Annotated in this window: 24 protein-coding genes, 1 tRNA gene and 1 pseudogene; 12 read left to right on the top strand and 14 right to left on the bottom strand. The window is 66.3% G+C overall.

Translation table 11 applies throughout. The features are described 5' to 3' along the window. The first annotated feature begins 339 nt into the window (after nucleotides 1-339). Together ABZW74_RS15705 and ABZW74_RS15700 are read left to right on the top strand one after the other, a co-directional pair. On the top strand, nucleotides 340-1,230 hold the full coding sequence (locus ABZW74_RS15705; protein WP_355277372.1) for a helix-turn-helix transcriptional regulator: 891 nt from the start codon (nucleotides 340-342) through the stop codon (nucleotides 1,228-1,230). Continuing rightward, a complete protein-coding gene (locus tag ABZW74_RS15700) occupies nucleotides 1,227-2,390 on the top strand; it encodes a helix-turn-helix transcriptional regulator (protein WP_355277369.1) in 1,164 nt (387 codons plus the stop codon). Before ABZW74_RS15705 ends, ABZW74_RS15700 begins: the two co-directional genes overlap by 4 nt. Here the strand turns inward: ABZW74_RS15700 and ABZW74_RS15695 are convergent. Together ABZW74_RS15695 and ABZW74_RS15690 are read right to left on the bottom strand one after the other, a co-directional pair. Continuing rightward, nucleotides 2,366-2,983: a lipocalin family protein gene (locus tag ABZW74_RS15695; RefSeq protein WP_240856213.1), complete on the bottom strand. Its 618-nt coding sequence runs from the start codon at nucleotides 2,981-2,983 to the stop codon at nucleotides 2,366-2,368. The genes ABZW74_RS15700 and ABZW74_RS15695 overlap by 25 nt on opposite strands. Nucleotides 2,984-3,123: 140 nt before the next feature. Further along, nucleotides 3,124-3,546, bottom strand: a complete 423-nt coding sequence (locus ABZW74_RS15690; protein ID WP_240856212.1) for a hypothetical protein — start codon at nucleotides 3,544-3,546, stop codon at nucleotides 3,124-3,126. Between the two features lie 203 nt (nucleotides 3,547-3,749). Between ABZW74_RS15690 and ABZW74_RS15685 the strand changes: the two genes are divergently transcribed. Beyond that, nucleotides 3,750-3,823: transfer RNA gene (locus ABZW74_RS15685), tRNA-Pro, on the top strand. Nucleotides 3,824-3,977: 154 nt separating this feature from the next. On the opposite strand, the gene ABZW74_RS15680 is transcribed toward ABZW74_RS15685, so the two are convergent. The 4 genes and pseudogenes from ABZW74_RS15680 to ABZW74_RS15665 all read right to left on the bottom strand — a co-directional run bounded on the left by ABZW74_RS15680 (nucleotide 3,978) and on the right by ABZW74_RS15665 (nucleotide 10,501). Next, nucleotides 3,978-5,813: a putative nucleotidyltransferase substrate binding domain-containing protein gene (locus ABZW74_RS15680; RefSeq protein WP_355277366.1), complete on the bottom strand. Its 1,836-nt coding sequence runs from the start codon at nucleotides 5,811-5,813 to the stop codon at nucleotides 3,978-3,980. After that, nucleotides 5,806-7,383: a GMC oxidoreductase gene (locus ABZW74_RS15675; RefSeq protein WP_355277363.1), complete on the bottom strand. Its 1,578-nt coding sequence runs from the start codon at nucleotides 7,381-7,383 to the stop codon at nucleotides 5,806-5,808. The genes ABZW74_RS15680 and ABZW74_RS15675 overlap by 8 nt, the downstream gene beginning before the upstream one ends. Nucleotides 7,384-7,428: 45 nt before the next feature. Next, a pseudogene (locus ABZW74_RS15670) lies at nucleotides 7,429-8,966 on the bottom strand (APC family permease). 20 nt (nucleotides 8,967-8,986) lie between these two features. Continuing rightward, nucleotides 8,987-10,501, bottom strand: a complete 1,515-nt coding sequence (locus ABZW74_RS15665) for an aldehyde dehydrogenase family protein (RefSeq protein ID WP_355277394.1) — start codon at nucleotides 10,499-10,501, stop codon at nucleotides 8,987-8,989. 203 nt (nucleotides 10,502-10,704) lie between these two features. Between ABZW74_RS15665 and ABZW74_RS15660 the strand changes: the two genes are divergently transcribed. After that, entirely contained in the window at nucleotides 10,705-10,983 is a 279-nt protein-coding gene (locus tag ABZW74_RS15660) for a hypothetical protein (RefSeq protein WP_240856209.1), read from the top strand. Beyond that, a complete protein-coding gene (locus ABZW74_RS15655) occupies nucleotides 10,970-11,746 on the top strand; it encodes a crotonase/enoyl-CoA hydratase family protein (protein WP_355277360.1) in 777 nt (258 codons plus the stop codon). The genes ABZW74_RS15660 and ABZW74_RS15655 overlap by 14 nt, the downstream gene beginning before the upstream one ends. Nucleotides 11,747-11,782: 36 nt before the next feature. Here the strand turns inward: ABZW74_RS15655 and ABZW74_RS15650 are convergent, their stop codons facing one another. The 3 genes from ABZW74_RS15650 to ABZW74_RS15640 are packed head-to-tail and all read right to left on the bottom strand — an operon-like array spanning nucleotide 11,783 to nucleotide 15,991. Beyond that, nucleotides 11,783-12,478 carry a haloacid dehalogenase type II gene (locus ABZW74_RS15650; protein ID WP_240856207.1) on the bottom strand — a complete coding sequence of 232 codons (696 nt, stop codon included), beginning with the start codon at nucleotides 12,476-12,478 and terminating at the stop codon, nucleotides 11,783-11,785. An 18-nt stretch (nucleotides 12,479-12,496) separates the two neighbouring features. Further along, nucleotides 12,497-13,492, bottom strand: a complete 996-nt coding sequence (locus ABZW74_RS15645; protein ID WP_355277357.1) for a metallophosphoesterase — start codon at nucleotides 13,490-13,492, stop codon at nucleotides 12,497-12,499. A 54-nt stretch (nucleotides 13,493-13,546) separates the two neighbouring features. After that, entirely contained in the window at nucleotides 13,547-15,991 is a 2,445-nt protein-coding gene (locus tag ABZW74_RS15640) for a penicillin-binding protein (RefSeq protein ID WP_355277391.1), read from the bottom strand. Nucleotides 15,992-16,270: 279 nt separating this feature from the next. Between ABZW74_RS15640 and ABZW74_RS15635 the strand changes: the two genes are divergently transcribed. Next, on the top strand, nucleotides 16,271-16,582 hold the full coding sequence (locus ABZW74_RS15635) for a WhiB family transcriptional regulator (protein ID WP_240856205.1): 312 nt from the start codon (nucleotides 16,271-16,273) through the stop codon (nucleotides 16,580-16,582). Between the two features lie 13 nt (nucleotides 16,583-16,595). Here ABZW74_RS15635 and ABZW74_RS15630 read toward each other — a convergent pair whose 3' ends face one another. Together ABZW74_RS15630 and ABZW74_RS15625 are read right to left on the bottom strand one after the other, a co-directional pair. Beyond that, a complete protein-coding gene (locus ABZW74_RS15630; protein WP_240856204.1) occupies nucleotides 16,596-17,693 on the bottom strand; it encodes an ArsA family ATPase in 1,098 nt (365 codons plus the stop codon). Next, nucleotides 17,693-18,802, bottom strand: a complete 1,110-nt coding sequence (locus tag ABZW74_RS15625) for an ArsA-related P-loop ATPase (RefSeq protein WP_240856203.1) — start codon at nucleotides 18,800-18,802, stop codon at nucleotides 17,693-17,695. The genes ABZW74_RS15630 and ABZW74_RS15625 overlap by 1 nt, the downstream gene beginning before the upstream one ends. A 43-nt stretch (nucleotides 18,803-18,845) precedes the next feature. Between ABZW74_RS15625 and ABZW74_RS15620 the strand changes: the two genes are divergently transcribed. Together ABZW74_RS15620 and ABZW74_RS15615 are read left to right on the top strand one after the other, a co-directional pair. Continuing rightward, nucleotides 18,846-19,010, top strand: coding sequence for a DUF4177 domain-containing protein (locus ABZW74_RS15620; protein ID WP_007619014.1), 165 nt, complete (start codon nucleotides 18,846-18,848; stop codon nucleotides 19,008-19,010). 3 nt (nucleotides 19,011-19,013) lie between these two features. Continuing rightward, complete coding sequence (locus ABZW74_RS15615; RefSeq protein WP_240856202.1) at nucleotides 19,014-19,484, top strand: RidA family protein; 471 nt, start codon at nucleotides 19,014-19,016, stop codon at nucleotides 19,482-19,484. 36 nt (nucleotides 19,485-19,520) lie between these two features. On the opposite strand, the gene ABZW74_RS15610 is transcribed toward ABZW74_RS15615, so the two are convergent. Further along, nucleotides 19,521-20,519 (bottom strand): DJ-1/PfpI family protein, encoded by a 999-nt coding sequence (locus ABZW74_RS15610; protein WP_240856201.1) that lies wholly within the window; start codon nucleotides 20,517-20,519, stop codon nucleotides 19,521-19,523. Nucleotides 20,520-20,614: 95 nt separating this feature from the next. On the opposite strand from ABZW74_RS15610, the gene ABZW74_RS15605 reads away from it, so the two are divergent. The 4 genes from ABZW74_RS15605 (at nucleotide 20,615) to ABZW74_RS15590 (ending at nucleotide 24,000) form a co-directional block, all read left to right on the top strand. Beyond that, nucleotides 20,615-21,871 (top strand): MFS transporter, encoded by a 1,257-nt coding sequence (locus ABZW74_RS15605; protein WP_355277388.1) that lies wholly within the window; start codon nucleotides 20,615-20,617, stop codon nucleotides 21,869-21,871. Nucleotides 21,872-21,899: 28 nt separating this feature from the next. Then, nucleotides 21,900-22,115: a hypothetical protein gene (locus ABZW74_RS15600; RefSeq protein ID WP_240856200.1), complete on the top strand. Its 216-nt coding sequence runs from the start codon at nucleotides 21,900-21,902 to the stop codon at nucleotides 22,113-22,115. Between the two features lie 89 nt (nucleotides 22,116-22,204). After that, nucleotides 22,205-23,311, top strand: coding sequence for a flotillin family protein (locus ABZW74_RS15595; RefSeq protein ID WP_240856199.1), 1,107 nt, complete (start codon nucleotides 22,205-22,207; stop codon nucleotides 23,309-23,311). A 14-nt stretch (nucleotides 23,312-23,325) separates the two neighbouring features. Further along, nucleotides 23,326-24,000, top strand: coding sequence for a GntR family transcriptional regulator (locus ABZW74_RS15590; protein ID WP_240856198.1), 675 nt, complete (start codon nucleotides 23,326-23,328; stop codon nucleotides 23,998-24,000). An 11-nt stretch (nucleotides 24,001-24,011) separates the two neighbouring features. On the opposite strand, the gene ABZW74_RS15585 is transcribed toward ABZW74_RS15590, so the two are convergent. Next, nucleotides 24,012-24,815 (bottom strand): alpha/beta fold hydrolase, encoded by an 804-nt coding sequence (locus ABZW74_RS15585; protein WP_355277351.1) that lies wholly within the window; start codon nucleotides 24,813-24,815, stop codon nucleotides 24,012-24,014. 4 nt (nucleotides 24,816-24,819) lie between these two features. Further along, nucleotides 24,820-25,168 (bottom strand): HpcH/HpaI aldolase/citrate lyase family protein (locus tag ABZW74_RS15580; protein ID WP_355277348.1); only part of this gene is annotated, 349 nt, incomplete at its 5' end.

Below are 25,168 nucleotides of genomic sequence, written 5' to 3'. Positions count from 1 at the left end.
GTGACTGTTCGGGCCGATCTGGATTTGTGTCGCAGGTGTGGCTTCTTCAGTGTGTGATTTCGCTTTTGGTCGTGACCGCTTGCGGGCATCGGGTGGTGAAATCGAATTTTCGGGACCAAAGTCCCTGTGCTGGATCGAGCGCAACAATGAAATGATGGGCCTATGGGGGCCGCTTAGCCACACGAAGGGATGGACGTGAACGCGCCGCGTTACGGGCTTGACCCCGCTGTCATCGAGCATTGGCACCGAGTGAACGGACCCGACGGTGGCTTGGGCCCGAATCGTTCTCGTCTTGCGCGTTCCGGTGGTCGCGGAGGCACCGCCCCTTATGCGGAGTTCGTGATACTCGAAGCCGAGAATCCAGATGATTTCGAACAGCTCCTGTATTGGCGGCCACTTTCGAAGATCGTCGCTTACAGCTTGTTGCAGACAGCAGTACGGACGCGCCGCACGAGTGATCAAATCCGCGACCATCCCTCCGATTTCCTCATCGTCGCCGTGCAGACGCTCGGCGGAACGACGGGACGAGCCAATGGGCATGAGTTCCGATCGGGTCCGGGCCGGCTCACGATCACCGACAGCCGACTGCCCTACGACCTGACGACCCACGGAGTGTCCGACTCCGCAGGTATCTGGGTGCCCACCGAGGTGCTGGGTGGAGACATCGCTGCCGGCGCGACGGTTCCCCCGACGGTGCCCGACACCCCGCTGACACGGTCGTGCGCCAGTCTCGTGTCGTGCCTGGCCCGTGACGTCGCGGTCGGAGGCGCCGACGTCGATCTCGACACCGAACTCGCCGCGATCGAGGTGGTTCGTGCAGTACTGGACCAGAGTGAGGAGCCCGATCGCCGCCCGGGAGATGATCCGGACGTCTTGCGCGCAGTCATCGTCGACCTCGTCGACCGCAACTTCCGCGACCCGGCTTTCGGTGCGACAACACTCGCCCGGCACCTTCACGTCAGCAAGCGGCAGCTCTACCGGAACCTCGAGGAATTGGACATGTCCTTGTCGGAGATGCTCAACGAGCGGCGACTGGAACTGGCGCGGACACTGCTGGCCGGACCGGAGCGGGTGCGCCTCGAAGGTATTGCGCGATCGGCCGGGTTCCCGTCCGTGGCCACCCTGCGCAACCGATTCCGGGCGCGGTACGGAGTCACGCCCGACGACTATCGGCGCGTCGCCGAAGAGGACGACGTGCCGGAGGACCGACATGTGGGGAGTGAGGCATGACCGAGGTCTATGGTGGTCCGCGCGCGCAAACGGTCGCATCCCACGTTGTTCCGCCGTACCTCTCGAACCGGCCGCAGGTTTCCCCGTCCGTGCTCGACCGCGATCGCGTGGATCGATGGATCGCCCGATTCGCCGGCGATTCGGATGCCGTGCAACGGTATCGCGGGCGGCGCGGTATGAACGAGCTACACGGACCGCTTCGCATCAGTTCAACCGATCCGGATGGCTTTGAAGCACTGATGTACGCGGAGCGGATCGGCGCGATCGAAGTGATCAACGGACTGTCGACAGCATGTTCGGTGCGTCGCATCGCGCCGGCCCCGGCGGACGAGGCGGCACTGGTTCTGCTCATCAATTCGGCGTCGGGCAGTGTCACCTCCCCGTCGGGACGTGACCGGATGGATTTCCGGGCAGGCCAATTGGTGGTTCTGAGCAGTCTCATGCTCGGCACCGTCACCCTTGATGACGTGTGTGAAACGATCCAGCTCCGCATCCCTCTGGTGGAGCTCGGAGAGGAGGTGGCTGCCAATATCTCACGCTTCCAACATGTCTCGCCCGACACGGCATTGGTGCGCGCGGTCACAACCTTCCTGCGCCGACTCGCGCACGCGGACTCGACCGGCAATGCCGGCAATGCCGGCACCGCGGCCACGTCGGCCGCCCAGGATGCCGCGGTCAATCTGGTGAAGGCTGTTCTCGCACAGGAGATCTACCAAACCCATCGCTTGGACGACACGAACCGTACCGTTCGTGCCCGCGCCCAGGCGCTGATCGAGCAGCGCTTCCGCGACCCCGAGTTCGCAGCCCCGCAGCTATCCCGTGAGCTGCACGTCAGTCGTCGTCAGATGTACCGGCATTTCTCGGCTGCCGGTGAATCGCTCGCGGACCTGATCGCGAATCGTCGACTCGCGGAGGTCCATTCGGTGCTCCTCGCGCAGCCGCGGAAGCGGCTCGACGACGTCGCGCGAGCCGCCGGCTTCGCCTCGACGTCGGCGATGCGCAATCGGTTCCGGCTCGCCTTCGGGATGACACCGGCCGAGTTCCGGTCGCGACGGCCGGATCGCGAGTCACCTACGGGTCGCGCGGTTTTCGGAGATGTATTCGACACGGATTCGTCTGCTTCCGAACCCGACGATCAGACGGTGCAAAGCGGCGAATAGTCGCTGCGCCCACCGGTCGTCGGGGAGATGAGGAACGTGCACGAGTTGAAGCCGGCATTCTCCACCCGCCCCCGGAGCATCCGCAGGGTCGACGTGGAGACCACCTTGTCACGCGAGAGGACAAATCCGGACAGGCGCGTCGGATCGCCGACCAAGGCAAAGCGATAGGGGTCGGTCGCCTTTGCGCCGTCGGAAATCCAGGCGACGATGTAGTTGGGCGCGTTGCCGGGATCGACGCTGACCGGGACCTGGGGGAACTTGACCGACAGCTGCGCTTTGGTCACCGGATCGACCACTGTTGCCCGTCCTTGGACGCCATTGGTCTGACCGGTGAAGGTCGTACAGGTGTTCTTCACGCCGATGGTCGTCGCGTTGATGGGGGTGTAGGTCGCCTTGGTGTCTCGCGCGCAAACGAGGTTGAAGAAAGCCGGGATCGCGGCCAGCTGCCACCAGGACCCGAGGTAGCGCGTCGTGTCGAGTTTGGCGATCGGCTTCAGCGGGGCCGCCGAGGCGGTGGCCGACGTCAGCAACAGCCCGGCCGAAACAAGGACACAGGTGACGAGCGCGGTGACTGCTCGACTCGTGTTGCGCATTGCTCGCATCGGTGAAGTTCCCTTCTCGTGGTTGATGTGCGAGCGATTCGGTGCGGGCCGGGGTGTGGATGGGTGGTGCTCAGATGCAAACGGCGGGCGAGGCATGTGCCTCGCCCGCCGTCGGCGGTGTTCAGCTGCGTTCAGCCGTTGTAGACGTCGTTCGGCTTCCAGGTGGAGACCGCCCAGATGACGATGATGTCGAGGACGATGATCAGGATCGCCCAGGCCGGGTAGTAGGGCAGCCACAGGAACTGGGCGATGATCGACAGCGACGCGATGATGATCGCCGAGACTCGGGCCCAGTCCGCGCCCACCGCGAGACCACCCGCGATGAGGACGGCGAGGATGCCGAGGATCAGGTGGATCCAGCCCCACGAGGTGAGGTCGAACTGGAAGACGTAGTTGGGTGTCCGGACGAAGATGTCGTCGTTGGCGAGGGCCGAGATGCCCTGGAATACGGCAACAAGCCCGGCGACGAACAGCAGAGCGGCGGCCACGATGGAGATGCCGAATGCAAAGCCTTGCTTGGCACCGCCTTGCGCCTGCTGATCCACGTTGCTCATGGTGATGGGTCCTTTCCCGAAGGGTGCGAACACGGAAGGTTCGGTCGAGATGATCCTGCATGTTCGACGGGTCTGTATCGCCCAAAATGGATGATTCCAACCCGGCTGAACTCAATGCCCGGGCGTCGACCTGCGAAATTGACGCTCTGAACTGCGGATTTAGTTGTCGCGACGGGTCGGGGTAAGCTATCGCAGGCTACACACGGGGTGTGGCGCAGCTTGGTAGCGCGCTTCGTTCGGGACGAAGAGGTCGTGGGTTCGAATCCCGCCACCCCGACGCAAGGTTGAGATTGCAGAAGAGGCCCTGGCCTGGAGAAATCCGGTCAGGGCTTCCTCGTTTCCGCACCACACACTGTGTCGAGTCGGACAAGCCGGGTGCTGCAGCACACAGGTTGTCACAGAGGACACAGAGTGTCGGCGGCGACGCGCCGTCACGATCCCGTGAGCGCAGCCCGGTTGCGCACCCGGCGCTGGATGTCGGCGATCTCGCGGACGCCCTCGGCGAGCATGCTGCGTTCCAGCGGCGTGAGTTCACTCATCACGACCAGGTCGCCTGGGGTGTGGCCGGCCCGGATCTGTTCGATCTGGCGTCGCATGCGGATGCGCTGAGTCAGGGAAAACACCTCGTGCAGGACCGACGCGTCGGCGCCGGCGAGTGACCCGGCATCGACGGCGCTGTGGAGCCGTGCGGGTGTGGGAGCGCACGTGACGCCGGCGGTGAGACCGGCCCAGCGTGCCGGGTTCACGACGGGGGAGACCACGTGGGTCTTGAGGTCCACGGTGTCGCTGCGACGCAACAGCGAGGGCCGGCCGGCGCGGACTCTCGGCTTGAGGGACAACGCGTCGAGAAGCTGTAGGCGCAGGGCTTCCGGGTGGTCGGTCGGCATCGACGCGTAGGCCGACGGTGCGGTGTGCAGGGCGGCCGGGCCGACGATGACCCGCCCGTCGATCAGCAGTGACGACATGATGAGTCCGCGATCGGACAGCGGCTCGTCGAGCCACCCTCGTGCGGCCTCGGTCCAGGCGGTGGCAGATCTCGAGAACCGCGGAAGGTAGGCCACGGCGCCGTTGGAGTCCTCGGGCAGATCGCCGACGGCCAGGATCTCGTGTGTGCGACGCGCCATGTCGCGGAATTGGTGTGCACGACCGTCGTTCTCGTCCGACCAGCTCAGCGCGGAGTCGATGTCCGAGGACGGCATCGCCTCGCGACGGGCGATGCTCCCGAGCGTGATCCAGGCGAAGCCGTTCACTTCGGGACGATCGGCGAGCGACAACTCAACGGCGCGTCGTGCTGCGATGTCGATGACCAAAGACAAGACACCGCTGGTGGATTCGGCATCCAGTCCGGAGTCGAACAGTTCGTCGGCAAGTCGGCGGATGGACTGGGTTTGCCGGGCGAGACCCTTCGCGTCGCGGGCCTCGGCGATCGTTCGCTGCAAGGACCCGCCACGGCTGGCGGCGACCAGCAGGTCGGTCTCGTCGAGCACCCCCACCGCCTTGCCACGCGGGTCGCAGACCGGCATGTGCCGAACCTGCGCTTCGAGCATCTCCAGCCAGGTGGTGATGGCGTAGCGGTCGGCGTCGACGGTGCGCGCCGGATGAGTCATGATCTGCGACACCGGAACCGACGAGGGCAATCCGGCCCCGACAACTCGGTGGGTGACATCGCTCTCGGTGACGATGCCGAGACTGCCGTCCGGGTGTGGGATCAGCACAGCGGATTCGCCCGCCGAACCCATGGCGCGCACGGCGTCGGCAACCGGCGTGTCCGCGTCCACCACGATCGGTGGGCGCTTGACCAATTCCGCGACGCGGGTCGACGACGTCCAGCTGTTCGACGCGGGCTGGCGTGCCTCGATCGAGCGCCAGGCGTTGCTGGCGACGAAGGTCAGGCCGCAGCGACGGCCGAAGAGTTCGCGCATCGTGTCGGCCGGCAGTGCGATCACGACGGAGGGTTCGATCGCCCAGGCCGAGAATCGCGCGGCCGCACCGATGATCAACGGCAGGTATCCGAAGAGCTCACCGGGACCGATCATCTCGAACGCATCCGTGATGTCGTCGCCGGGTGCGGTCAGGGCAACCCGGCCGCTGTACAGCATGGACACGGCATCCGGTGCGCCGTCACCGTACTCGGCGACAACCCCGCCTGCCGGTATTCGCCGTACCTCAGATTGGTCTGCGACGCTTGCCAGTTCGTCGTCGCCGAGTTCTTGGAACGGCATCCGGGCGCCGAGGAACTCGGCAAGAGCGACGCCGGGTTCACTCACCGCTGCGGTGCGCCGATCCGATCAGGTCGGCACACTTCTCGGCCATGGTCATGACGGTGATGTTGGGGTTCACCACCGGGAGTTTGGGCATCGCCGACGCATCGACAACCCGTAAACCGCGGACTCCCTTGACTTTCAGGGTAGGGTCGAGGACCGCGAGGGGGTCGTCGGCCGAACCCATTCTGGCGGTACCGGCCGGGTGGTAGACGGTGTTGTGGGTCTTGTGGATGTAGTCGATCAGGTCCGCGTCGGTGACCGCGTCGGGTCCGGGTGCGAGTTCGCGGCCGATCCACTCCCGCAGGGGGCTCTGCTCGGCGATGGTCCGGGCCATCCGGACGCCGGCCAGCATCACCTTCTCGTCGTGGCCGTCGGGGTCGGTGAAGTAGCGCGGATCGACCTTCGGGCGATCCCGGAAGTCGCGGGAGCGCAGCCGCACGGTGCCGCGTGAGCGGCCCTGAGTTACGTTGGGGGTCAGGCAGAAACCGTTGTCGGTGGTCGGGTATCCCCACCGCAGCGTGTTCATGTCGAACGGGACGCTGCCGTAGTGCATCATCAGGTCCGAGTGGTCGAGACCCTCCTCGGTGGTCGCGAACAGGCCGATCTCCCACCACTGGGTCGAATCGGTGACCATGGGTTGGGCGGCTTCCCAGAACACCAGACCCTCGACGTGGTCGTCGAGGTTCTCGCCGACTCCGGGCGCGTCGACGCGGACATCGATACCCATGTCGCGCAGATGATCTGCCGGTCCGATCCCGCTGAGCATCAGCAGCTTCGGTGTGTCGATGGCCCCGGCGGTGACGATGATCTCGCGGCGTGCGGTCACCTCGTCGTAACCGGTGAGGTCTGGCCGCTGGAATCGAACACCGGTGGCACGCAACGCGTCGTCGATCAGGATGTTGCTGATCCAACTGTCCGTGAGGACGGTCAGGTTGGGCCGCTTCCCGAGGATCGGGTGCAGGTAGGCGTGCGACGAGGACATCCGTTCGCCCGCCTCATTCGCATTGATCTGCAACCAGCCCGCGCCGTTGAGATGCCAGTCGTCGCGATTGAACTGCACGGTCGGCAGGCCGACCAGTGCTGCGGCGTCGAGGACGGCCTGACCGCACGGGTCATTCGGTGGCACGTCGCGCAGCCGCACCGGACCGTCGTGGCCGTGCGGAAAGCCTTGGTAGTCACCGTCTGCGACGTTGTTCTCCACTCGGGACACAAACGGGAGCACCCCGTCGGGACCCCAACCGGTGGCACCTGCCGCCTCCCAGTCACGCAGGCCTTGAGCCAACGGCCAGAAGGCGATACACGAGTTGTGCGATGAGCAGCCGCCGAGCACCTTTGCCCGTGCGTGCCGCATGAAGCTGTTGCCCTTCTCCTGTGGCTCGACGGGATAGTCCCAGTCATATCCGGAGTCGAGCAGGTGCATCCACTCCTTGAGCACCAGGATGTTCGGGTCGTCGACGTCGCTGGGGCCGGCTTCGATCAGACACACCGTCGTGTCCGGATCTTCCGAAAGTCGGGTGGCGAGAAGGCAACCCGCCGTTCCGCCGCCGGCGATCACGTAGTCGTAGGTGGTCATGGACAATTCACCCTTTCTCGACGCTGGTGCAGATCATCGACGGATTCACAGTCCGCCGCCGATCCGATCGGCCACCGACGCGCTGGAATGTGAGGCGAGAACGCCGATGTGGCGACGGCCCTTGACGAGGTACCAGATGAACCCGGCACCGAAGATGATGCCGATGTAGACGAAGGCGCCCCACGTGTTGTACCAGGGGGTGCCGTACACCGCCTCGCGCGGCCAGGCGAGGTTGAGGGACATCCCGACGCCCCACACCACGGCGGCGATGTTGATCACGATGCCCCAGCGGCCCATCGTGAAATACCCGCCCGGGGCCAGATCCTTCGGTGGCCACTCACCACGGAAACGCTTCACCAGCATCGGACCCGTCACCAGCAGGTAGGCCAGATAGATCATGATGATGGCGATCGAGGTGAGCACCGTGAAGATGTTGGGCTGGTTGATGTTGATGACCAGGATGAGCACGGCGACGATCCCGATGACGAGCGACGGGATGACCGGGGTCTGACGAATGGGATGCACCCTGGCGAGTTTCTCGCCGAAGGGCAGGGCGTTGTCGCGGGCCATGGCGAACATCAGCCGGATGGCGGCGGTGTGCACGGCGAGCGAACACACGGTCACCGCGACGACGATCGCCACCAGGAAGATGTCGCCCATCGGGCCCCACATCACGGACTCCACGATGTACTGCAAGCTACCGGAGGATTCGCCGAGTTGCGGATCGTCGAGGTTGGGGGCGGCCATGATCGCGAACACCAGGATCGCACCGCCGATCACGAAGGACGCAAGAATGGCCCGCAGGATGGCCTTGGGTGCGGTGCGTCGCGGTTCCACGGTCTCCTCGCCCAGCGAACTGGCCGTGTCGAATCCGTACATGACATAGCCCGACGCAAGGGAGGCAACGAGGAAGGCGCCCAGGTAGCCGCCGCTCTCGCCCGCGCCGTAACCGTTGGTGGAGAAGAAGACCTGCGGACCGCGGGTGATGTTGCAGGCCAAGATGATGGCGATGAGGACGGCGGCGATGAGTTCGACGAACACTCCCACCGAGTTGATCAGGGCCATCAGTTTGACACTCCACGCATTGATGGTGGTGGTGAAGGCGACCATGATGGCGCCGAGGATCACCGCGTTGACCGCGGCGTCGGTGGTGTTGTCCGCACTCCCGTAGAACTGGAAGCCGCTCCAGAGTCGGGGCAGGTTGAGTTGCAGGGCAAGGACGACGGCGGAGAGCGTGACGACCGACGCGGTGAACATCAGCCAACCGGCCGACCAGCCCACGATCTGGCTGCCGAGGCGTTTGGCCCAGTTGTACACCGACCCGGCCACCGGGTACTTGGCCGCGAGTTCCATGAAACACAGTGCGACACAGAGCTGTCCGACGAACACCATCGGCCACGACCACAGATACGCGGGCCCGGCAGTCCCGAAACCGAACCAGAAGAGCTGGAACGTTCGGTCAGAATAGAGATGTAGCTGACTCCGGCGGCGAAGCTGGCGAACTTCCCGATGCTCCGGTCGAGGGACTCCTTGTAGCCGAAGTCGGAGAGGCCGTGGGATTCGTCCGCGTCGCCGGCGGACAGTGGTGCGGGATCTGTGCTTATCAGTCGTCCTTCTCGGGGGTGAACCACTGCGACGCCGACGGCGCGGTGTTGTGCCAGATATGTTTGGTTTCTTGATATTCGGCCAGCCCGGTGGGTCCGAGCTCCCGTCCGTTGCCGGACTTGCCGAATCCTCCCCATTCGGCGGCAGGGGTGTAATAGCCGAAGTCGTTGAGCCACACGGTGCCGTGTCGAAGGCCGCGGACCATGTGTTCGCCGACCGCGTCGTCGGATGTCCGAACTCCCGCGGCGAGACCGTAGTCGGTGTCGTTGCCGAGCGCGAGGGCCTCCGCTGCGGTGTCGAAGCGCTCGACGGTGAGGATGGGACCGAAGGTCTCGTCGCGCACGATCGCCATCGACCGGTCGCAGCGGTCGAAGATGGTGGGCGCGAACCAGTATCCGCCGGGGTCGAGGTCATCGCGCTCGGGAGGTCCACCGCCACAACGTAAGACAGCGCCCTCCTCGGTTGCGGTTGCGACGTAGCTGTTCATCTTGTCCAGTTGCGCCTGCGACACGAGCGGACCGGTCTTCGATGCGGGGTCCAGGCCGTCGCCCATGCGGATCTGCCCGGCCCGCTCCACCAGGGCGTCGACGAAGCGGTCGGCGATCGCACTGTCCACGATCAGCCGTGTGCCCGACGAGCAGACCTGGCCGGAGTGCAGGAAGACGCCGGCCAGGACCTGTTCGACGGAGGAGTCCCAGTCGGCGTCGGCGAACACGATGTGCGGATTCTTGCCGCCGAGTTCCACCGCGACCTTGGTGACATGCTTGGCCGCGGTCTCCGAGATGATCCGGCCGGTCGACAATCCGCCGGTGAACGAGATGAAGTCGACGTCGTCGGTGTCGGTCAGTGCGGTGCCGAGACGCGAGCCGGCTCCCTGGACGAGATTGAGTACGCCGGGTGGCACGCCCGCCTCCTCGCACAACCTGACGAAGGCGATGGTGCTCAGCGGCGTGACCTCGCTGGGCTTGGCGATCATGGTGCATCCGGCGACCAGTGCCGGCGCGATCTTCCAGGAGATCTGAAGCAGCGGGTAGTTCCAGGGGGCGATCAGGACGCAGACGCCGATCGGCTCGTGGACCACCCGGCTGATGACGCCCGCGACCCCGACGTCGACGAGCCGATCGGATTCCGTTTCGGCCAGACTCGCGTAGTAGCGGAACACGGAGATCACGTCGTCGATGTCGATCTCGCTCTCCGCCAGGGTCTTTCCTGTGTCGAGGGTCTCGATGCGTGCGAGTTCGGCCTTGTCCCGGGCGAGCAGGTCGGCGATGCGGCGGAGGAGATCGGCGCGTTCGGCGACCGGGGTGGCCGGCCATTCGCCGGCGTCGAAGGCCGCGCGGGCGGCGGCGATTGCGTCCGTGGCGTCGGCGGGTGTGGCTTCGTCGACGACGGCGAACACCGATCCGGTCGCGGGGTTGATGATGTCCCGGGTGCCGCCATCTCCGGCTGCGCGCCAGCGGCCGTCGATATAGAGATGGTGGTCGCCGACGTAGAGATGGTGGTCTCCGACCAACGGCGAATCGAGTGGGTCGACAGAACTGCTGGATGTCACGGGAATTTGGCCTCTCCGCGGCGGTGATCAGGACCGTTGGCGTTCGGATGTGGGTGTGGATATGCCGGGCAGAGCCGCGACGTCGCGATACCCGGAAACGTAGCGGTGCGTCGGGTCCCATCATCTTGCGTATTGCCCGCGCGCGGGTGTGTGACGATGGCCACATGGCAACTCTACTCACATCAGACGAGCTCGAGATCCAGATTTTGTTCACCGAATCGCTGCCGGAGGTGGTGGCGTTCGTTCGGGAGGTGATCTCTGACCGCAGTCCGCTCACGCTGCTGACCGGCGGAGACAGCAAGGCCTACGTGGTGAACCTGGCAAATCTCAGGCAGTTCGCGCTCGACGACCACGACGCCGACACCGACGAGCTCGACCAGAGTCGGGTCACGGTGCTCCTGACGATGGCCGAGGTGAAGGCGGCCGGCTGTGGCGGCGAGTAGCGGGCGTTCGCCGGTCGTCGTCCGCACCGACGGCGAGGTGACCATCGTCGGGATCAATCGCCCAGAGGTCCGCAACGCCGTCGATCGTCGGACCGCGCACGATCTCGCCGACGCGTTCCGTGCGTTCGACGCTGACCCCGGCCAATCTGTCGCGGTGCTCTACGGCGAGGGCGGGACGTTCTGCGCGGGAGCCGATCTGAAAGCGATCGCGGCGGGTGATCCGAACCGCGTCGACCCGGAAGGCGACGCGCCGATGGGGGTCTCGCGAATGCGATTGTCCAAGCCGGTGATTGCCGCGATCTCCGGCCATGCCGTGGCCGGTGGACTGGAACTCGCCTGCTGGGCCGACTTGCGCGTCGCCGACGACGACGCCGTACTGGGCGTCTTCTGTCGACGCTGGGGCGTGCCACTGATCGACGGTGGGACGGTGCGGTTGCCGCGACTCATCGGTCACAGCCGCGCCATGGATCTGGTCCTCACCGGGCGTGCGGTGTCGGCCGGCGAGGCGATGAGCTTTGGTCTGGTGAATCGTGTTGTTCCACACGGAGAATCGCTGGATCGGGCGGTGCAATTGGCGCATGAGCTGGCCACCCTGCCGCAGACCTGCCTCCGGCACGACCGGATGTCGATGCTGGAGCAGGGTGGCTTCGACACGGCCGACGCCATGCGCAACGAATTCGCCCACGGCCTGGAATCCCTTGCCGCCGGGGCGGTATCGGGTGCGACACGCTTTGCGGACGGGGCCGGCCGCCACGGTGAATGATCCGCGGATTTTTTCGATAGATGAGCGTAGAGAGCTTCACACACCGAGCTGATCGGCGAGATCGAGCAGGCTCGAGGCGTGAAAGTCGTTGTGCGGTGAGCCGGAATCGTCCTTGGGTGCGCCACCCCATTCGTCGGGTCGTTCGATGAATGCGGAGCGGAGGCCGTGGGAGCGGGCGGCGTCGAGGTCGTGCTGATGGGTGGCCACCATCATCACTTCGGCCGGCGAGCACTCCATGAGTTCGACCAGCCCGCAATAGACTTCGCGGGCCGGTTTGTAGTGATGCCAGAGGTCGGAGCCGCCGATGAAGTCCCATCCGAAGCCGTTGTGTTTGGCCATGGCCGTCAACAGCGCGACACTGCCGTTGCTGAGTGCGCAAACGGTGTATCCACTCTTGAGCCGCTGGAGTCCGGGGGCGGAGTCGGGCCAGCCGGGAATGGTGCGCCAGGCGCCGAGGAGGTACTCGGCCCCTGTGTCGTCGAGGCTGATGCCGAAGGCGCGCGTGACGTCGGCGAGGGTCTCCCGCTGCAGGTCGTCGAGGCCGCGCCACGGTAGCTCGCCGGATTCGACGCGAGCCAGGATCGGGGCGTAGCGCCGACGCCATTCGCGGGCGAACTCGGCGGCGTCGACGTCAGGCACGGCGTTGCGGACCGCGTCGGAGATACCGCTGAACCAGTCGGTGACGGTGCCGAAGGTGTCGAAGGCCAGGACGCGGACGTCGGCGGCGCTCACTTGGGAGACATGCCGGGATCAGGTGGTCTCGGTGGCCAGCTGCGGAAGGGAATGGTCGGCGTCGTACTCGGCGTCGCCGTGGGACACCGGGGTCAGCGTGAGCAGGCTCGCCTCGGGCCGGCAGCAGAACCGCGCCGGCGCGTACGGCGACGTGCCCAGACCCGCGCTGACGTGCAGCTTCATGCCGGCACCCCAGTTCGACGGCCCCTTCACCCGCGACCGGTCGAGGTTGCAGTTGGTGACCAGCGCACCGAAGAACGGCAGGCACAGCTGTCCACCATGCGTGTGACCCGCCATCACCAGGTCGTACCCGTCGGCGGCGAACCGGTCGAGCACGCGGGGTTCGGGTGAGTGGGTGAGGCCGAGTCGCAGGTGGGCGAGCGGGTTGGGGCGCCCTTCGATGGTCTCGTAGCGGTCGCGTTCGATGTGCGGGTCGTCGACACCGGCCGCCACGACGCGCACGCCGCCGACCTCGAGCTCGCGCACGGTGTGGGTGGCATCGAGCCATCCGCGCTCGGTGAACGCGGCGCGCAGATCCTGCCAGGGCAGTGGATCGCCGTGGGTGCGCTGATGATCCTTCTTGAAGTACTTGAACGGGTTCTTCGCGCGCGGCCCGAAGTAGTCGTTGGAGCCGAACACGAACAGACCCGGCCGGGACAGCAGACCGCCGAGCGACTGGATCACCGCGGGGACGGCCTGCGGGTGGGCGAGGTTGTCGCCGGTGTTGACCACCAGGTCGGGTTCAAGAGACTCCAGCTCCGACACCCACGCCTGCTTGAGGCGCTGGTTGGGCATCATGTGCAGGTCACTGATGTGCAGCACACGCAGCGGTGTGGCGCCCGGTTCCAGGACGGAGAGCGTGGTGTGACGCAGCGTGAACGCGTTGCGCTCGATCACCGTCGAGTAGAACAGGCCCGCCGCCGCGAGACCCGCACCCGCGGCCAGAACACGGCCGGAGGCTTTCGGATGGAGCGCGGACCGGAGTGCGTCCACGCGGCTGTCGAGTTGGGCCATCTGCTCAGGATACGCAGCCGCTCTTGATGACGCCGCCAGGTTATGGCTGTGAGATCAGCCGGGGAGCTGGATCACCACGGGTCCGACGCCGGGCACCTGAACGGTGGTCTCGGTGGGGCCGTTGTTGTCGCCGGCTCCGCGTCGTCCGTTGCTCACATAGATGGTGATCACGCTTCCGGGCATCGCCGAGTCCGACGGTGCGGTGAACACCACGGTGCCCTGCGGACGGGAGCTGTCGACGTCGAGCTGGTTGACCTTGAACCCGGCCGCCTGCAGTCGCGAGGTCGCCGCGCTCGCGGTGAGCCCGCTGACCTGCGGGATGCGGCCTCGACTCGTGCCGTTGACATAGGCGGAATCATTCGGTGGCAGCCGGACGGGACCGAACTTGGTCGCGACCGGGAGCATCGCCTGATACCAGGTGCGTGCGGGTTCGTAACCGCCGTAGACGTTGCCGTCGTAGCAGGAGCGCAGCGGGCTGGTGCACACCCCCTGCGGGTTGGGGCCGTCGCTGTAGACGTAGGCGGCACCGGCGATCTGGTTGGTGAACCCGACGAACGCCGAACTGCGGTGCGCTTCGGTGGTGCCGGTCTTACCGGAACTCGGCAGTGTCCAGCCGATGGTGCCGGCGGCCGCGGCCGACGTGCCGCCGCGGTCGTCCTGGCTCATCGCGTTGGCGAGGGTGTTGGCCAGACCCGGCTCCACCACCTGCTCGCAAGCAGGCGTGGTGAACGGGACCGCGGTGAGCGCCGGCTGGCCGTTGGGGCCCATCACCGGGTTGCCGTACTGGTCGCGTTTGATCTTGCTGATCGACTTGATCGGATTAGGCGGGCACCAGGTGCCGCCCGACGCCAGCGTCGCGGCGACGTTGGACAGTTCGAGCGCGTTCAGCGGCAGCGGTCCGAGCGTGAAGGAACCGAAGTTCCCATCCTTGACGTACTGCGCCATGCTCTTCTCGCCGAAGCCCGACGACCCCGGAATGGTGTACGAACGCAGACCCAGGCGCACCGCCATGTCGACGGCGGGCTTGACCCCGACCTCCTGCAGCAGCTTCACGAACGCGGTGTTCGGCGACTGTGCGAGAGCCTGCGTGACCGACATCGACGCCGGGTACTTGCCGTCGTTCTTCACGCAGTAGGCGTTGACCGGGCAGCCATAGCTGCCGCCGCTGTTGCCCATGCCGTAGACGGCGATCGACCCCGGAACCTGGATGTTGGAGCCGGCACCGAGCCCCTTCTCCATCGCCGCGGCGACGGTGAAGATCTTGAAGACCGAGCCGGCGCCGTCGCCGACCATCGAGAAGGGTTGTGGCTGGACTGTCTGACCGGCCCGGAGATTGAGTCCGTAGTCGCGGCTCGACGCCATCGACAGCACGTCGTGGGAACGCTTACCCGGCCGTATCGTGCTCATCACGTCGGCGACGCCGTCTGCGTCGGGGCTGGCCTGCGTCTTCACCGCGCGGGTGGTGGATCGCTGGATCTCCGGATCGAGGGTGGTCCGGATGATGTAACCCCCGCGCATCACCGAATCCCGGGACAGCCCGTTCTCGGCGAGGAACTGCATGGCGTAATCGCAGAAGAAGCCGTTGTTGCCCGCCGCGATGCACCCTTGCGACGGAGTCCGGGGGCGTCGCAGGACTCCCAGCGGGGACGCCTTGGCCGCGGCGAGTTCCGCGGAGCGTTCCGGGAAGTTCTGGATCATGGTGTCCAGCACGGTGTTTCGACGTTCCATTGCGGCGTCGGGATTGGTGTAGGGGTTCAGTGCCGAACTCGACTGCACCATGCCGGCGAGCAACGCGGCCTGCTGCAGGTTGAGGTCCTTGGCGGGGATGCCGAAGTACGTCTGCGCGGCGGCCTCGATGCCGTAGGCGTTGTTGCCGAACGGGACGACGTTGAGGTAACGCGTGACGATCTGCTTCTTGGCCTCCTGCTTGGCCGCAGCGTCGTCGAGTCCTTTGTCGCGCTTGGCCTGATCGATCAGCGACTGCTCCATCGTGAGAGCCATGCGCACCTCGCGCAGCTTGCGCGCCGGTGTGGTCTCGATGGCCGTCTGACGTTCGGCCTCGGTGCGCGCGAGCACGAGTAGCTGGAAGTTCTTGATGTACTGCTGGTCGAGGGTCGACGCGCCCTGCTGCACCTCACCCGACGACGAGTTCTTCAGCGCGGCGCGGATGGTGCCCTTCCAGTCGACGCCGTCGTGCTCGAGGAAGCGTCGGTCCTCGATGGAGATGATCGCGCGGATCATGTCGGGCGAGATGTCGTTGTAGCCGACCTGGTAGCGGTACTGGTCGTAGAGCACCGCGATCGGTTTGCCGGTGACGTCGGTCATGGTGGTCACCTCGGGCAGCGTCCCGTTGAGCAACTCCGACGAGACGTTCTCCACGGCGGCCGCGGCGCGGTTGGACATGACGCCGACACTGCTCGCCACGGGGTACAGAAGACCGGCGACGAGCACGCCGGAGAGAAGGCACGCCCATACGAGCGACCACAGCTTCTTCGAGATCACACACGACAGAGTACGTGTGATTTCTGAGACATTGCCGCAGCACGCCCATCGATCGCCTTAGAGAGGTGAGCTCACGGCGCGACCTGCGAAAACAATCGTGGCTTGCACGTATGTGCCATTTTCTTTCGCCCAGGGGTTGCGCACCCATGCACAGATCCCTAGATTGAGTGCAGAATGTGACTCACCTAACAATCGCATCGAATAGTGGTCTGAGCAGCGCGATTGACGGTCTGCATTCTCTGAGTGTTCTGGACAACGACAGACAGGGGTCGGCGGATGGCGACAGCGGCAGTTTCCACCGGAGAAGAACGCTTGACCTGGGTGGCGCAAGCCCGCTGCAGAGGGGGAGACCCCGATGAACTTTTCGTTCGGGGAGCCGCGCAACGCAAGGCCGCAACGATCTGCCGTCACTGTCCGGTCCAGCTCGAATGCGGCGCCGACGCCCTCGACAATCGCGTCGAATTCGGCGTCTGGGGTGGCATGACCGAACGTCAGCGCCGTGCGCTGCTGCGCCAGCATCCCGAGGTGACCTCGTGGTCGGCGTTCTTCGCCGCACAGAAACGACGCCAGACCGCCGACGCGGTCTGAACTGCTGTCGGGTTCAGCCGCGTCCGGTGATCTGCTCGGCGACTGCGCGCAGGGCCACGGCGTCGGCGACCTCGAACGGCAGCGATGGCACCCCGACGAGTGGCACCCGCGGGTGCGACGCCGTGAAGCGTTGGAGCAGATGCAGTTCGCGCTTGCCGGTCGCGGCGCGATCGGCGTGGATCTGCAGCACTCCGCGAGTCAGTTCGTCGGTGACGGAATCCAGCGCGACGTGGGCCGACTCCTCCGAGATGGACGTCAGGTTCGGATGCGTGCGGTTGAGGATCAGGCCGGCCAACGGCATCTTCTCCTCAGACAACCGGTCGACGAAGAAGGCGGCCTCGCGCAGGGCGTCGGCCTCGGCGGCCGCGACCACCGCGAACTGGGTGCCGGGCTGCTTGAGCAGTGCATAGGTCTTGGCGGCCCGGTCCTGGAAGCCGCCGAACATCGAGTCGAGTGACTGAACAAACGTGGCCACGTCGCGCAGCATGTCGCCGCCGATGATCGTGGACACGCCGCGCATCGCCAGGCTCATCGCGCCGGTGACCATGCGTCCGACTCCGCGTCCGCCGCCGACCAGCACCTTCATCAGACGCCCGGAGAGGAACGAACTCATCCGCTGCGGGGCGTCGAGGAAGTCCAGCGCGTTTCGCGACGGCGGGGTGTCGACGACGATGAGGTCCCAGTGATCCTGCTCGATCAACTTGCCGAGCTTCTCCATCGCCATGTACTCCTGCGTCCCGGAGAACGACGACGCCATCGTCTGATAGAAGGAGTTCTCCATGATCGCCGCGGCGCGGTCGGGCGTGGAGTACTCGAGGACCATCTCGTCGAAGGTGCGGCGCATGTCGAGCATCATCGCGTCGAGGGTGCCCTTGGCGCCGTCTATGTCGACGGGCTGCGGATCGTTGGTCAGCTCCGACATCCCGAGCGACTGGGCGAGCCTGCGTGCCGGGTCGATGGTCAGCACCGCGACCGTCCGGCCCTGCTCGGCCGCGTACATCGCCATGGCCGCGGCGGTGGTGGTCTTGCCGACACCACCGGCGCCGCAGCAGATCACGACCCGGGTCTCCGGGTCGGTGAGGATCGCGCCCATCTTGAGGTCGAGTGGCATCACGCACCCGCTTTCTGCAGAAGGTTGGCCAACTCGTAGATCGAACCGAGGTCGATGCCGCGGTCCCCGAGACTCGGCAATTCGAGGGTCGGCAACTCCACCTCGTCGAGCTGCGCCTTGGCCACCTGCTGGGCCTGCAGCCGGATGGCGTGCTCGATGGTCTCGGTGAGCAGACCCGAGAAGTCGGCGTCGGACACCGGGAGTCCGGCGTCGGCGAGACCCTGACGGATGCGTTCGGAGTCCACCTCGCCCTCGGCGATCTGGTCGACCTCGGAGATCGGCAGATGCGCCGGGCTCACCCGGTTGATGATCAGGCTGCCGATGTTGAGGTTCTTGCCGCGCAACTCCTCGACCGCCTCGACGGTCTCCTGGATCGGCATCGCCTCCAGCAGGGTGACGAGGTGAACGATGGTCTCTTCCGAATGCAGGAGCCGCACCACACCGTCGCTCTGATTGCGGATCGGTCCGGTCTTGGCGAGATCGGCCATCGCCTTGGTCACGTCGAGGAAGTTCCCGATCCGACCCGTGGGCGGCGCGTCGACGACCACGGCGTCGTACACCCGATTGCCCTTCTTGTCGGTGTGGATGATCCGTTCCTTGATCTTGCCGGTGAGCAGGACGTCTCGTAGGCCCGGAGCAACGGTGGTGACGAAGTCGATGGCGCCGATCCGCTTCATCGCGCGGCCGGCGAATCCGAGGTTGTAGAACATGTCGAGGTATTCCAACAGCGCGTGCTCGATGTCGATGGCCAGTGCCGACACCTCGCCGCCACCCTCGGCAGTCGCGATCCGGGTGTCGGTGGGAGGCAGCGGCGGGAGGTCGAAGAGCTGCGCGATCCCCTGGCGCCCCTCGCATTCGACCAGCAGAACCCGCTTGCCGTCGGCGGCGAGAGCCAGCGCAAGTGCGGCCGCGACGGTCGTCTTGCCGGTGCCACCCTTGCCCGACACGAAGTGCAGCCGGGCGCGGTTGGCGGCCGACGGCCACTCGTTGCCGGCGAAGGAACTGTCGGCGGCGAGGCTGTCGAGCTCAGCGTCGTTCTTCGGGGGAGGGGACACGACGGAGTCGGACGCCTGGCCCGCCCCGGATGCTGCACCTTTTCCAATGGCCACGGCAACACCTTAACCACACGTGTGGACCGGTTAGGGTGGGTCCATGAGTGAAGTGACCGCCTGGGAGTACGTGACCGTGCCGCTGCTGACCCACGCCACCAAGCAAATCCTCGACCAGTGGGGCTCCGACGGTTGGGAATTGGTGTCGGTGCTGCCCGGCCCGACCGGCGAGCAGCACGTCGCATATCTGAAGCGCCCGAAGGGCTGATCCGTGGCGACCTGGACCGAACGACTCGCCGAACTCGGCCTCACCCTGCCTGCGGCTGTGGCCCCGCTGGCGAGCTACACGCCGGCCGTTCGCACCGGCAATCTCGTCTATACCTCGGGACAGCTGCCGATGGTCGACGGTGAGCTGAGTGTGCGCGGCAAGGTGTCGCACGGCGCTGAAGGTGTCGTGAAGCCCGAGCAGGCGCGCGCCGCCGCCCGGATCTGTGCGATCAACGCGCTGGCCGCGGTCAACGCCCTGGTCGGCATCGACTCGGTGGTGCGCGTCGTCAAGGTCGTCGGCTTCGTGGCCTCCTCGCCCGGGTTCTGCGATCAGCCGCAGGTGATCAACGGCGCGTCGGACGTGCTCGGCGAGATCTTCGGCGAGGCCGGTGTGCACGCGCGCTCGGCGGTCGGGGTGACGGAACTGCCGCTCGGCGCCTCGGTCGAGGTGGAACTGATCGTCGAGGTTGCCTGAGAGCGCGGTGCTCCCGAGGAACGCGCCTGGGACCCCTCACGGCGTGGTGACCCGGAAGTTGCTCCGATAAGCGCTGGGCGACAACGACATTCGATTGCGGAACTGGACGCGCAGGCTCTCGGTGCCCAGCCCGACCGCGCTCGCGACCTGGTCGACGGACAGGTCGGTGCGTTCGAGAAGCTGTGCGGCAACCCGGATTCGCTGTCCGGTGAGCCACTGGCCGGGGCTCATGCCGTAGGTGTCGGTGAAGCGACGGTTGAACGTGCGCAACGACATTCCGGCGTGGGTCGCGAGTTCGGCGTTACCGAGCGAACGTCCGAGGTTGCCCACCGCCCAGCGGGTGGTCTCGGTGAGCGGATCTGCGGTGGAAAACGTTGCCTGATGCTCGATTTCGGCGACCGCGGCGTCGTGCATGCTGTCCGCGGGCGGCATGAACTGCGCCTGACCGCCGGGGCGATGGAAGGCCACGACGGTGCGTCGGGCGAAGTCGCGCGCGACGTCGGCGCCGTGGTCGAGTTCCACGAGGTGCAGGCACAGGTCGATGCCGGCGGCGAGGCCCGCGCTGGTGAGGATGTCACCGTCGTCGACGTAGAGAACCGCGGGGTCGACGCTGATCGTCGGGTATCGGGCGGCCAGTGCCGCGGCGTCGAGCCAGTGGGTGGTGGCGGGCCGGCCGTCGAGCAGTCCCGCTTCGGCGAGAGTGAAGGCGCCGACGCAGATCGACGCGATCCGCACCCCACGTCGATGTGCCGAGCGCAAGGCGTCGGTCACCGCGCGCGACGGTGTTCGACGCGCGGCGTCGTGGTAGCCGGGGATGACGATGGTGTCGGCGTTCTCGAGGGCCTCGAGTCCGTGTTCGGTGTGCACGGAGACGCCGGCGCAGGTGGGCACGAGGCCGGGATGCTCGGTGCAGGTGCTCAATTCGTAGCGGGGCGGGCCGACGTGGCCGAACAACTGCACGGGCGCGGCCATGTCCATGAGGACGAGTCCCTCGGTGATCAGGACGACGACGCGGTGCGGTACAGGCGCTGGCATGAATCAAGGGTATATGGGCATGAATGCCACTGGCCCCGTCGTGTGCAACATCCGATTCTGGGTGGGTGACCGATGAGACCATTGTTGATGCACACATGAAGCAGCCGGCCGTTTACGACGACATTCGGGCCATCGCCCGACGAACCGTCGTACTCCTCTGTGCCGCACAGATCCTGGGTGGCCTGTCGATGGGTGCGTCGCTGGCGCTCGGCGCGATCCTGGGCGAGGAGTTGTCGGGGTCGGAATCGCTGGCCGGCCTGCCGACGACCGTGCTCACGCTCGGCGCGGCGGCGGCCGGATTGCCGCTGGCGGCCTTCGCCTCGCGTCGTGGCCGGCGGCCTGCCCTGAGCACCGGACTCCTGATTGCGGCTCTCGGTGCGGCGGTGGTGGCCACCGCGGTGGACCTCGGATGGTTTGCGTTGATGCTGGTCGGCATGGTCGGCGTCGGAGCAGGTACCGCGGTGGGCTTGCAGGCGCGGTTCGCGGCGACCGATCTGTCGTCGCCGCAGACCCGTGGTCGTGACCTCTCGCTGGTGGTGTGGATGACGATGGTCGGTGCGGTGGCCGGTCCTGCGTTGGTTCCCGCGGGTGAGCGGCTGGCGGGCTGGTTGGGTCTGGCCGATCTGGCGGGTCCGTTCGTCCTCGGTGCGATCGGCAGCGCAGCAGCGGCGACCGTGCTGTGGGCGGGTCTGCGGCCCGACCCCCTGCACGTGCTCGGCGGGTCGTCGGCGATGCCGGTGCGCCCGTCGTTGGGCGAGGGATTCGCGGTGATCCGCCGTACGCCCGCGGCCCGGGCCGCGGTCGGGGCGGTGGTGTCGGCCCACGCGGTGATGGTGGCGGTGATGGCGCTGACGCCGGTGCACATGCACCACGGCGGAGCAAGCCTGACCATCGTCGGATTCTCGATCTCTGCCCACGTCGCAGGTATGTACGTGCTGGCGCCGGTGATGGGGATGCTGGCCGACCGGATGGGTCGAGTCCCGATCATCCTGCTGGGCCAAGGACTGCTGGTGGCCAGTTGTGTCCTCGGGTTCGTGTTCGCGCATTCGCAGACCGGTCTGGTTGTGGCGCTGGTCATTCTGGGCCTGGGATGGTCGGCGTCGACCGTCGCCGCCTCGACGCTGCTGACCGACAGCGTCGACGTCGCGGTTCGTCCGCCGGCACAAGGCGTTGCCGACACCACCATGAGTCTGGGCGGTGCGGTGGCCGGCGCGCTGGCGGGTGTCGTGGTCGGCGCGTTCGGTTACCCCACGCTCGTGTTGGGCGCGGGTGCGATCGCGGTGGTGACTGCGATCTACGTCGTCGTGGATGCGGCGGGTGCTCGGGTTAAGGTCGTCTCATCACACGAGTGAGCCGACCGATGGATGGGGGTCTGGGCAGGTGGCATCCGAGCTGATCGGCCGAACCGGTGTCGTCACGCTGGCCATCGGGGGTCCGGACGTGCTCGGCGAGGTCGAACTCACGATGGCAGCCGGCACCGAGCGATTCCTCGCTCGCGCATCGGAATCCATCACCGAGGACGTCCCGGTGCTCGTGGTGGACGTGGAGGCCGGACGGATCGTCGTGGTCGAGCCGTGGGTGAGCCTGCCCCACTGACCGAATGACACCGCGACGCTGCAGCGTTCACCGTGGAATAGAGTGATCCCGATTGGCCGCAGTGGGCTGTTGGACGTGGGGAGAAGTACATGCTGGGTTATAACGTTCCCGAGCCCGACGAGGCGATGGTGATCTCGGGCAAGAAGTCCAAGGACGGCGGCATTCCATTCGATGTCGTTGTGGGCCATGGCAAGTGGGTGATGCCGTTCTTCCGCAAGGTGCGGTATCTGTCGATGGCGATGCACGAGGCGCAGATCCGCGAGGTGTGCGTGACCACCCAGGGCATCCAACTCGACGTGCGTGCCGTGATCGCGCACAAGGTGGGCAGCGACGTGGCGTCCATCGTCAACGCCGGCCAGCGTTTCATCTCCGAGCAGGAGAACGAGATGAATCAGCTCACCGGACAGATCTTTTCGGGCCATCTCCGGTCGATCGTCGGGTCGATGACCGTCGAGCAGATCATCCGCGAACGTGACACCCTGGCCCGTCAGGTGCTCGAGGCGTCGAAGCGGGAGATGGGTTCGATCGGGCTCGTGGTGGACTCGTTCCAGATCCAGTCCATCGACGACATGGACTCCGGCTACATCAGCGCGCTCGCGGCGCCGAACATCGCCAAGGTGCAGCGTGAGGCGGCCGTCGAGCGTGCTCGCGCCGATCAGGAGGCGTCGAAGGCGCAGCAGGAATCCCTGCGCAACCAGGCCGACTACGAGCGCGAGACGGCGATCAAACGCGCGTCGATCAAGGGTGAGACCGACAAGGCCAATGCCGAGGCGTCGCAGGCGGGTCCGCTCGCCGAGGCGCGGGTGAACCAGGAGATCGTCCGCGAGCAGTCCCTGCTCGCCCAGGCGCAGGCGGATCTGCGTGAGCAGCAGCTGATCTCGGAGGTCGTGAAGCCGGCCGAAGCGGAGGCCAAGCGCACCCAGATCATCGCCGAGGCCGACGCGAAGGCTGTGGAGATCTCGTCGGCGGCGGCGGCCAAGAACAACCGCATCGCCCTCGACCAGCAACTCATCGAGCAGTTACCCGCACTGGTCGGTGAAGTGGCGAAGGGACTGTCCAGTTCGAATCTCACCGTGTACAACGGCGCGGAGGGTTACAACGAGGTCATGACCGGCGTCGTCACTCAAGGTGCCGCCCTGCTGAAGTCGCTGCAGAGCGAGCTCTCGGGAACTGTTATCGATCCAGAAGAAAAATAGACTATATTGTTTGTATGGCAGCACCCGAACCCCGTCGGTCTGTTCGACGCCGTCCGCGACTGAGTGACGAGGCGGCAGAACATGTCCGCGAACTCATCGTGTCGGGTGGACTGCGTTCCGGTGACTTCGTCCGGCCCGAGGTGGTCGCCGAGGACCTGGGGATCTCGGCGACACCGGCCCGCGAGGGCATGCTGACGCTGTTGTCCGAGGGATTTCTGCGTACGGAACCCCGCCGCGGATTTGTGGTCACGCCGCTGAGCAGCGACGACATTCGGGATGTCTTTGTGGCGCAATCGTTGCTGGCCGGTGAACTCGCCGCGCGTGCTGCGCGCTCGATGTCGTCGGCCGCGGTGGACGAGCTGGCAGATATTCAGCGAGACATCGAATCTGCGGCGGATGCAGAGGATTTCGACGGTGTGGAACGGCTGAACCACGATTTCCACCGACGAATCTATGCCGCGGCTGGATCACCGAAGCTGTCGTGGATGATCAAGGGATCGCTGGGCTATGCGCCGCGCAAGTTCTTCGCATCGGTGGAGGGCTGGCCGCAGGCGTCGGCGCACGATCACCGGGCGATACTCGACAGCCTGCGCGCGGGAGATGCGGACGGAGCTCGGGCAGCGATGGCCCGCCACATTCGCAACGCGGGTGATCTGCTCGCCGATTCTCGTGCGGCGGTGGAGGAGTAGCGGCCTCGGGCTCAGCGGGCCAGGAAGTCGAGAACGGCCGGTCCTGCTTCGGGATGGCATTCGTCGAAGTATGCGTGTCGCGCGCCGTCGAAGATCCGCGTGTTCGCCTTCGGGATGCGGCCGGCGAGAATCTCGGCATTGACCACGGGCGCGAAGCGATCGTCCGAGCCGTGCAGGATGAACGTCGGCGCAGCGATGTCGGGGAGGACGGCCCAGGCGTCGTGCCCGTTGCTGGCCGCCAGATGCCGACGCCGCGCCTCGGGCGTGATGCGTGGATCTCCCAGTGTGGCATACGGTCCGGGGTTGAGTTCCTGCCATTCCGGCGTGTACATGAGGTCGGTCATGAACGCGGTCGCATTGGCCGACGCGAGGGCTCGGCGCACTGCCTGATCGCGTTCCACCGCATGGGTTCCACCCGGTGTCGTGCAGCCGAGGACGAGACGTCCGACGCGGCGCTGGGCGCGGGCGGCGACCCACTGCGCGGTGCGGCCACCCATCGATGTGCCGTAGGCGTCGAATCGGTCGATGTCGAGTGAGTCGAGTACGGCGAGAGCGTCGTCGGCGAAGAGTTGGGTGGTGTACGGCGCGGCGCCGAGATCGCTTCCGCCCGTTCCACGGTAGTCGAAGGTGATGGTGGTGTGATGCTCGGCGAAGTCGGCACGAATGCGATCCCACCAGTGGTGATTGTTCGCCTGCCCGGGGAGCATCAACAGAGCGGGCCCGGTGCCCCGGACCTGAACCGCGAGCCGCGTGCGGTCGGCGGTCCGCGTGATCTGGTGGTACTCCATGGCACACATGCCGGCGAGCAATCCCATCGGTTCAGCCCCGGTCCGCGAGGGCCAGTATACGTCGGGCCCGCGTCAGCACGGGTGCATCGATCATGTGACCGTCCAGGGCAACAGCCGAGCCCGAACCGTCGTCGGCGTCGAGAACCGCACGGGCCCAGGCCACGTCGGCCTCGGGCGGCGCACACGCCCGATGGACGTCATTGATCTGCGCCGGATGAATGCACAGCTTGCCGGTGAGACCGATGCGGCGGGCGTAGGTCACGTCGTCGATGAGGACCGACGGATCACGCAGTGCGGTGGTGACGCCGTCGATCGGCGCGGCGATCCCGGCGGCGGCCGCTGCGAGGACGAGCGCAGAACGGGCGGCGAGCAGGGCCGCG

Source organism: Gordonia sp. NPDC003585 (assembly GCF_040610755.1).
GTDB lineage: Bacteria > Actinomycetota > Actinomycetes > Mycobacteriales > Mycobacteriaceae > Gordonia.
The sequence above is the reverse complement of the archived record's forward strand: the minus strand, read 5'-3'. Positions and strand labels throughout refer to the sequence as shown.

Excerpts from the sequence above, each read along its gene's own strand:
- ABZW74_RS15700 (WP_355277369.1), top strand. The coding sequence starts at position 1,227 with ATGACCGAGGTCTATGGTGGTCCGCGCGCGCAAACGGTCGCATCCCAC.
- ABZW74_RS15695 (WP_240856213.1), bottom strand. The coding sequence starts at position 2,983 with ATGCGCAACACGAGTCGAGCAGTCACCGCGCTCGTCACCTGTGTCCTT.
- ABZW74_RS15690 (WP_240856212.1), bottom strand. The coding sequence starts at position 3,546 with ATGAGCAACGTGGATCAGCAGGCGCAAGGCGGTGCCAAGCAAGGCTTT.
- ABZW74_RS15675 (WP_355277363.1), bottom strand. The coding sequence starts at position 7,383 with ATGACCACCTACGACTACGTGATCGCCGGCGGCGGAACGGCGGGTTGC.
- ABZW74_RS15660 (WP_240856209.1), top strand. The coding sequence starts at position 10,705 with ATGGCAACTCTACTCACATCAGACGAGCTCGAGATCCAGATTTTGTTC.
- ABZW74_RS15645 (WP_355277357.1), bottom strand. The coding sequence starts at position 13,492 with ATGGCCCAACTCGACAGCCGCGTGGACGCACTCCGGTCCGCGCTCCAT.
- ABZW74_RS15635 (WP_240856205.1), top strand. The coding sequence starts at position 16,271 with ATGGCGACAGCGGCAGTTTCCACCGGAGAAGAACGCTTGACCTGGGTG.
- ABZW74_RS15630 (WP_240856204.1), bottom strand. The coding sequence starts at position 17,693 with ATGCCACTCGACCTCAAGATGGGCGCGATCCTCACCGACCCGGAGACC.
- ABZW74_RS15620 (WP_007619014.1), top strand. The coding sequence starts at position 18,846 with ATGAGTGAAGTGACCGCCTGGGAGTACGTGACCGTGCCGCTGCTGACC.
- ABZW74_RS15610 (WP_240856201.1), bottom strand. The coding sequence starts at position 20,519 with ATGCCAGCGCCTGTACCGCACCGCGTCGTCGTCCTGATCACCGAGGGA.
- ABZW74_RS15605 (WP_355277388.1), top strand. The coding sequence starts at position 20,615 with ATGAAGCAGCCGGCCGTTTACGACGACATTCGGGCCATCGCCCGACGA.
- ABZW74_RS15595 (WP_240856199.1), top strand. The coding sequence starts at position 22,205 with ATGCTGGGTTATAACGTTCCCGAGCCCGACGAGGCGATGGTGATCTCG.
- ABZW74_RS15590 (WP_240856198.1), top strand. The coding sequence starts at position 23,326 with ATGGCAGCACCCGAACCCCGTCGGTCTGTTCGACGCCGTCCGCGACTG.
- ABZW74_RS15585 (WP_355277351.1), bottom strand. The coding sequence starts at position 24,815 with ATGGGATTGCTCGCCGGCATGTGTGCCATGGAGTACCACCAGATCACG.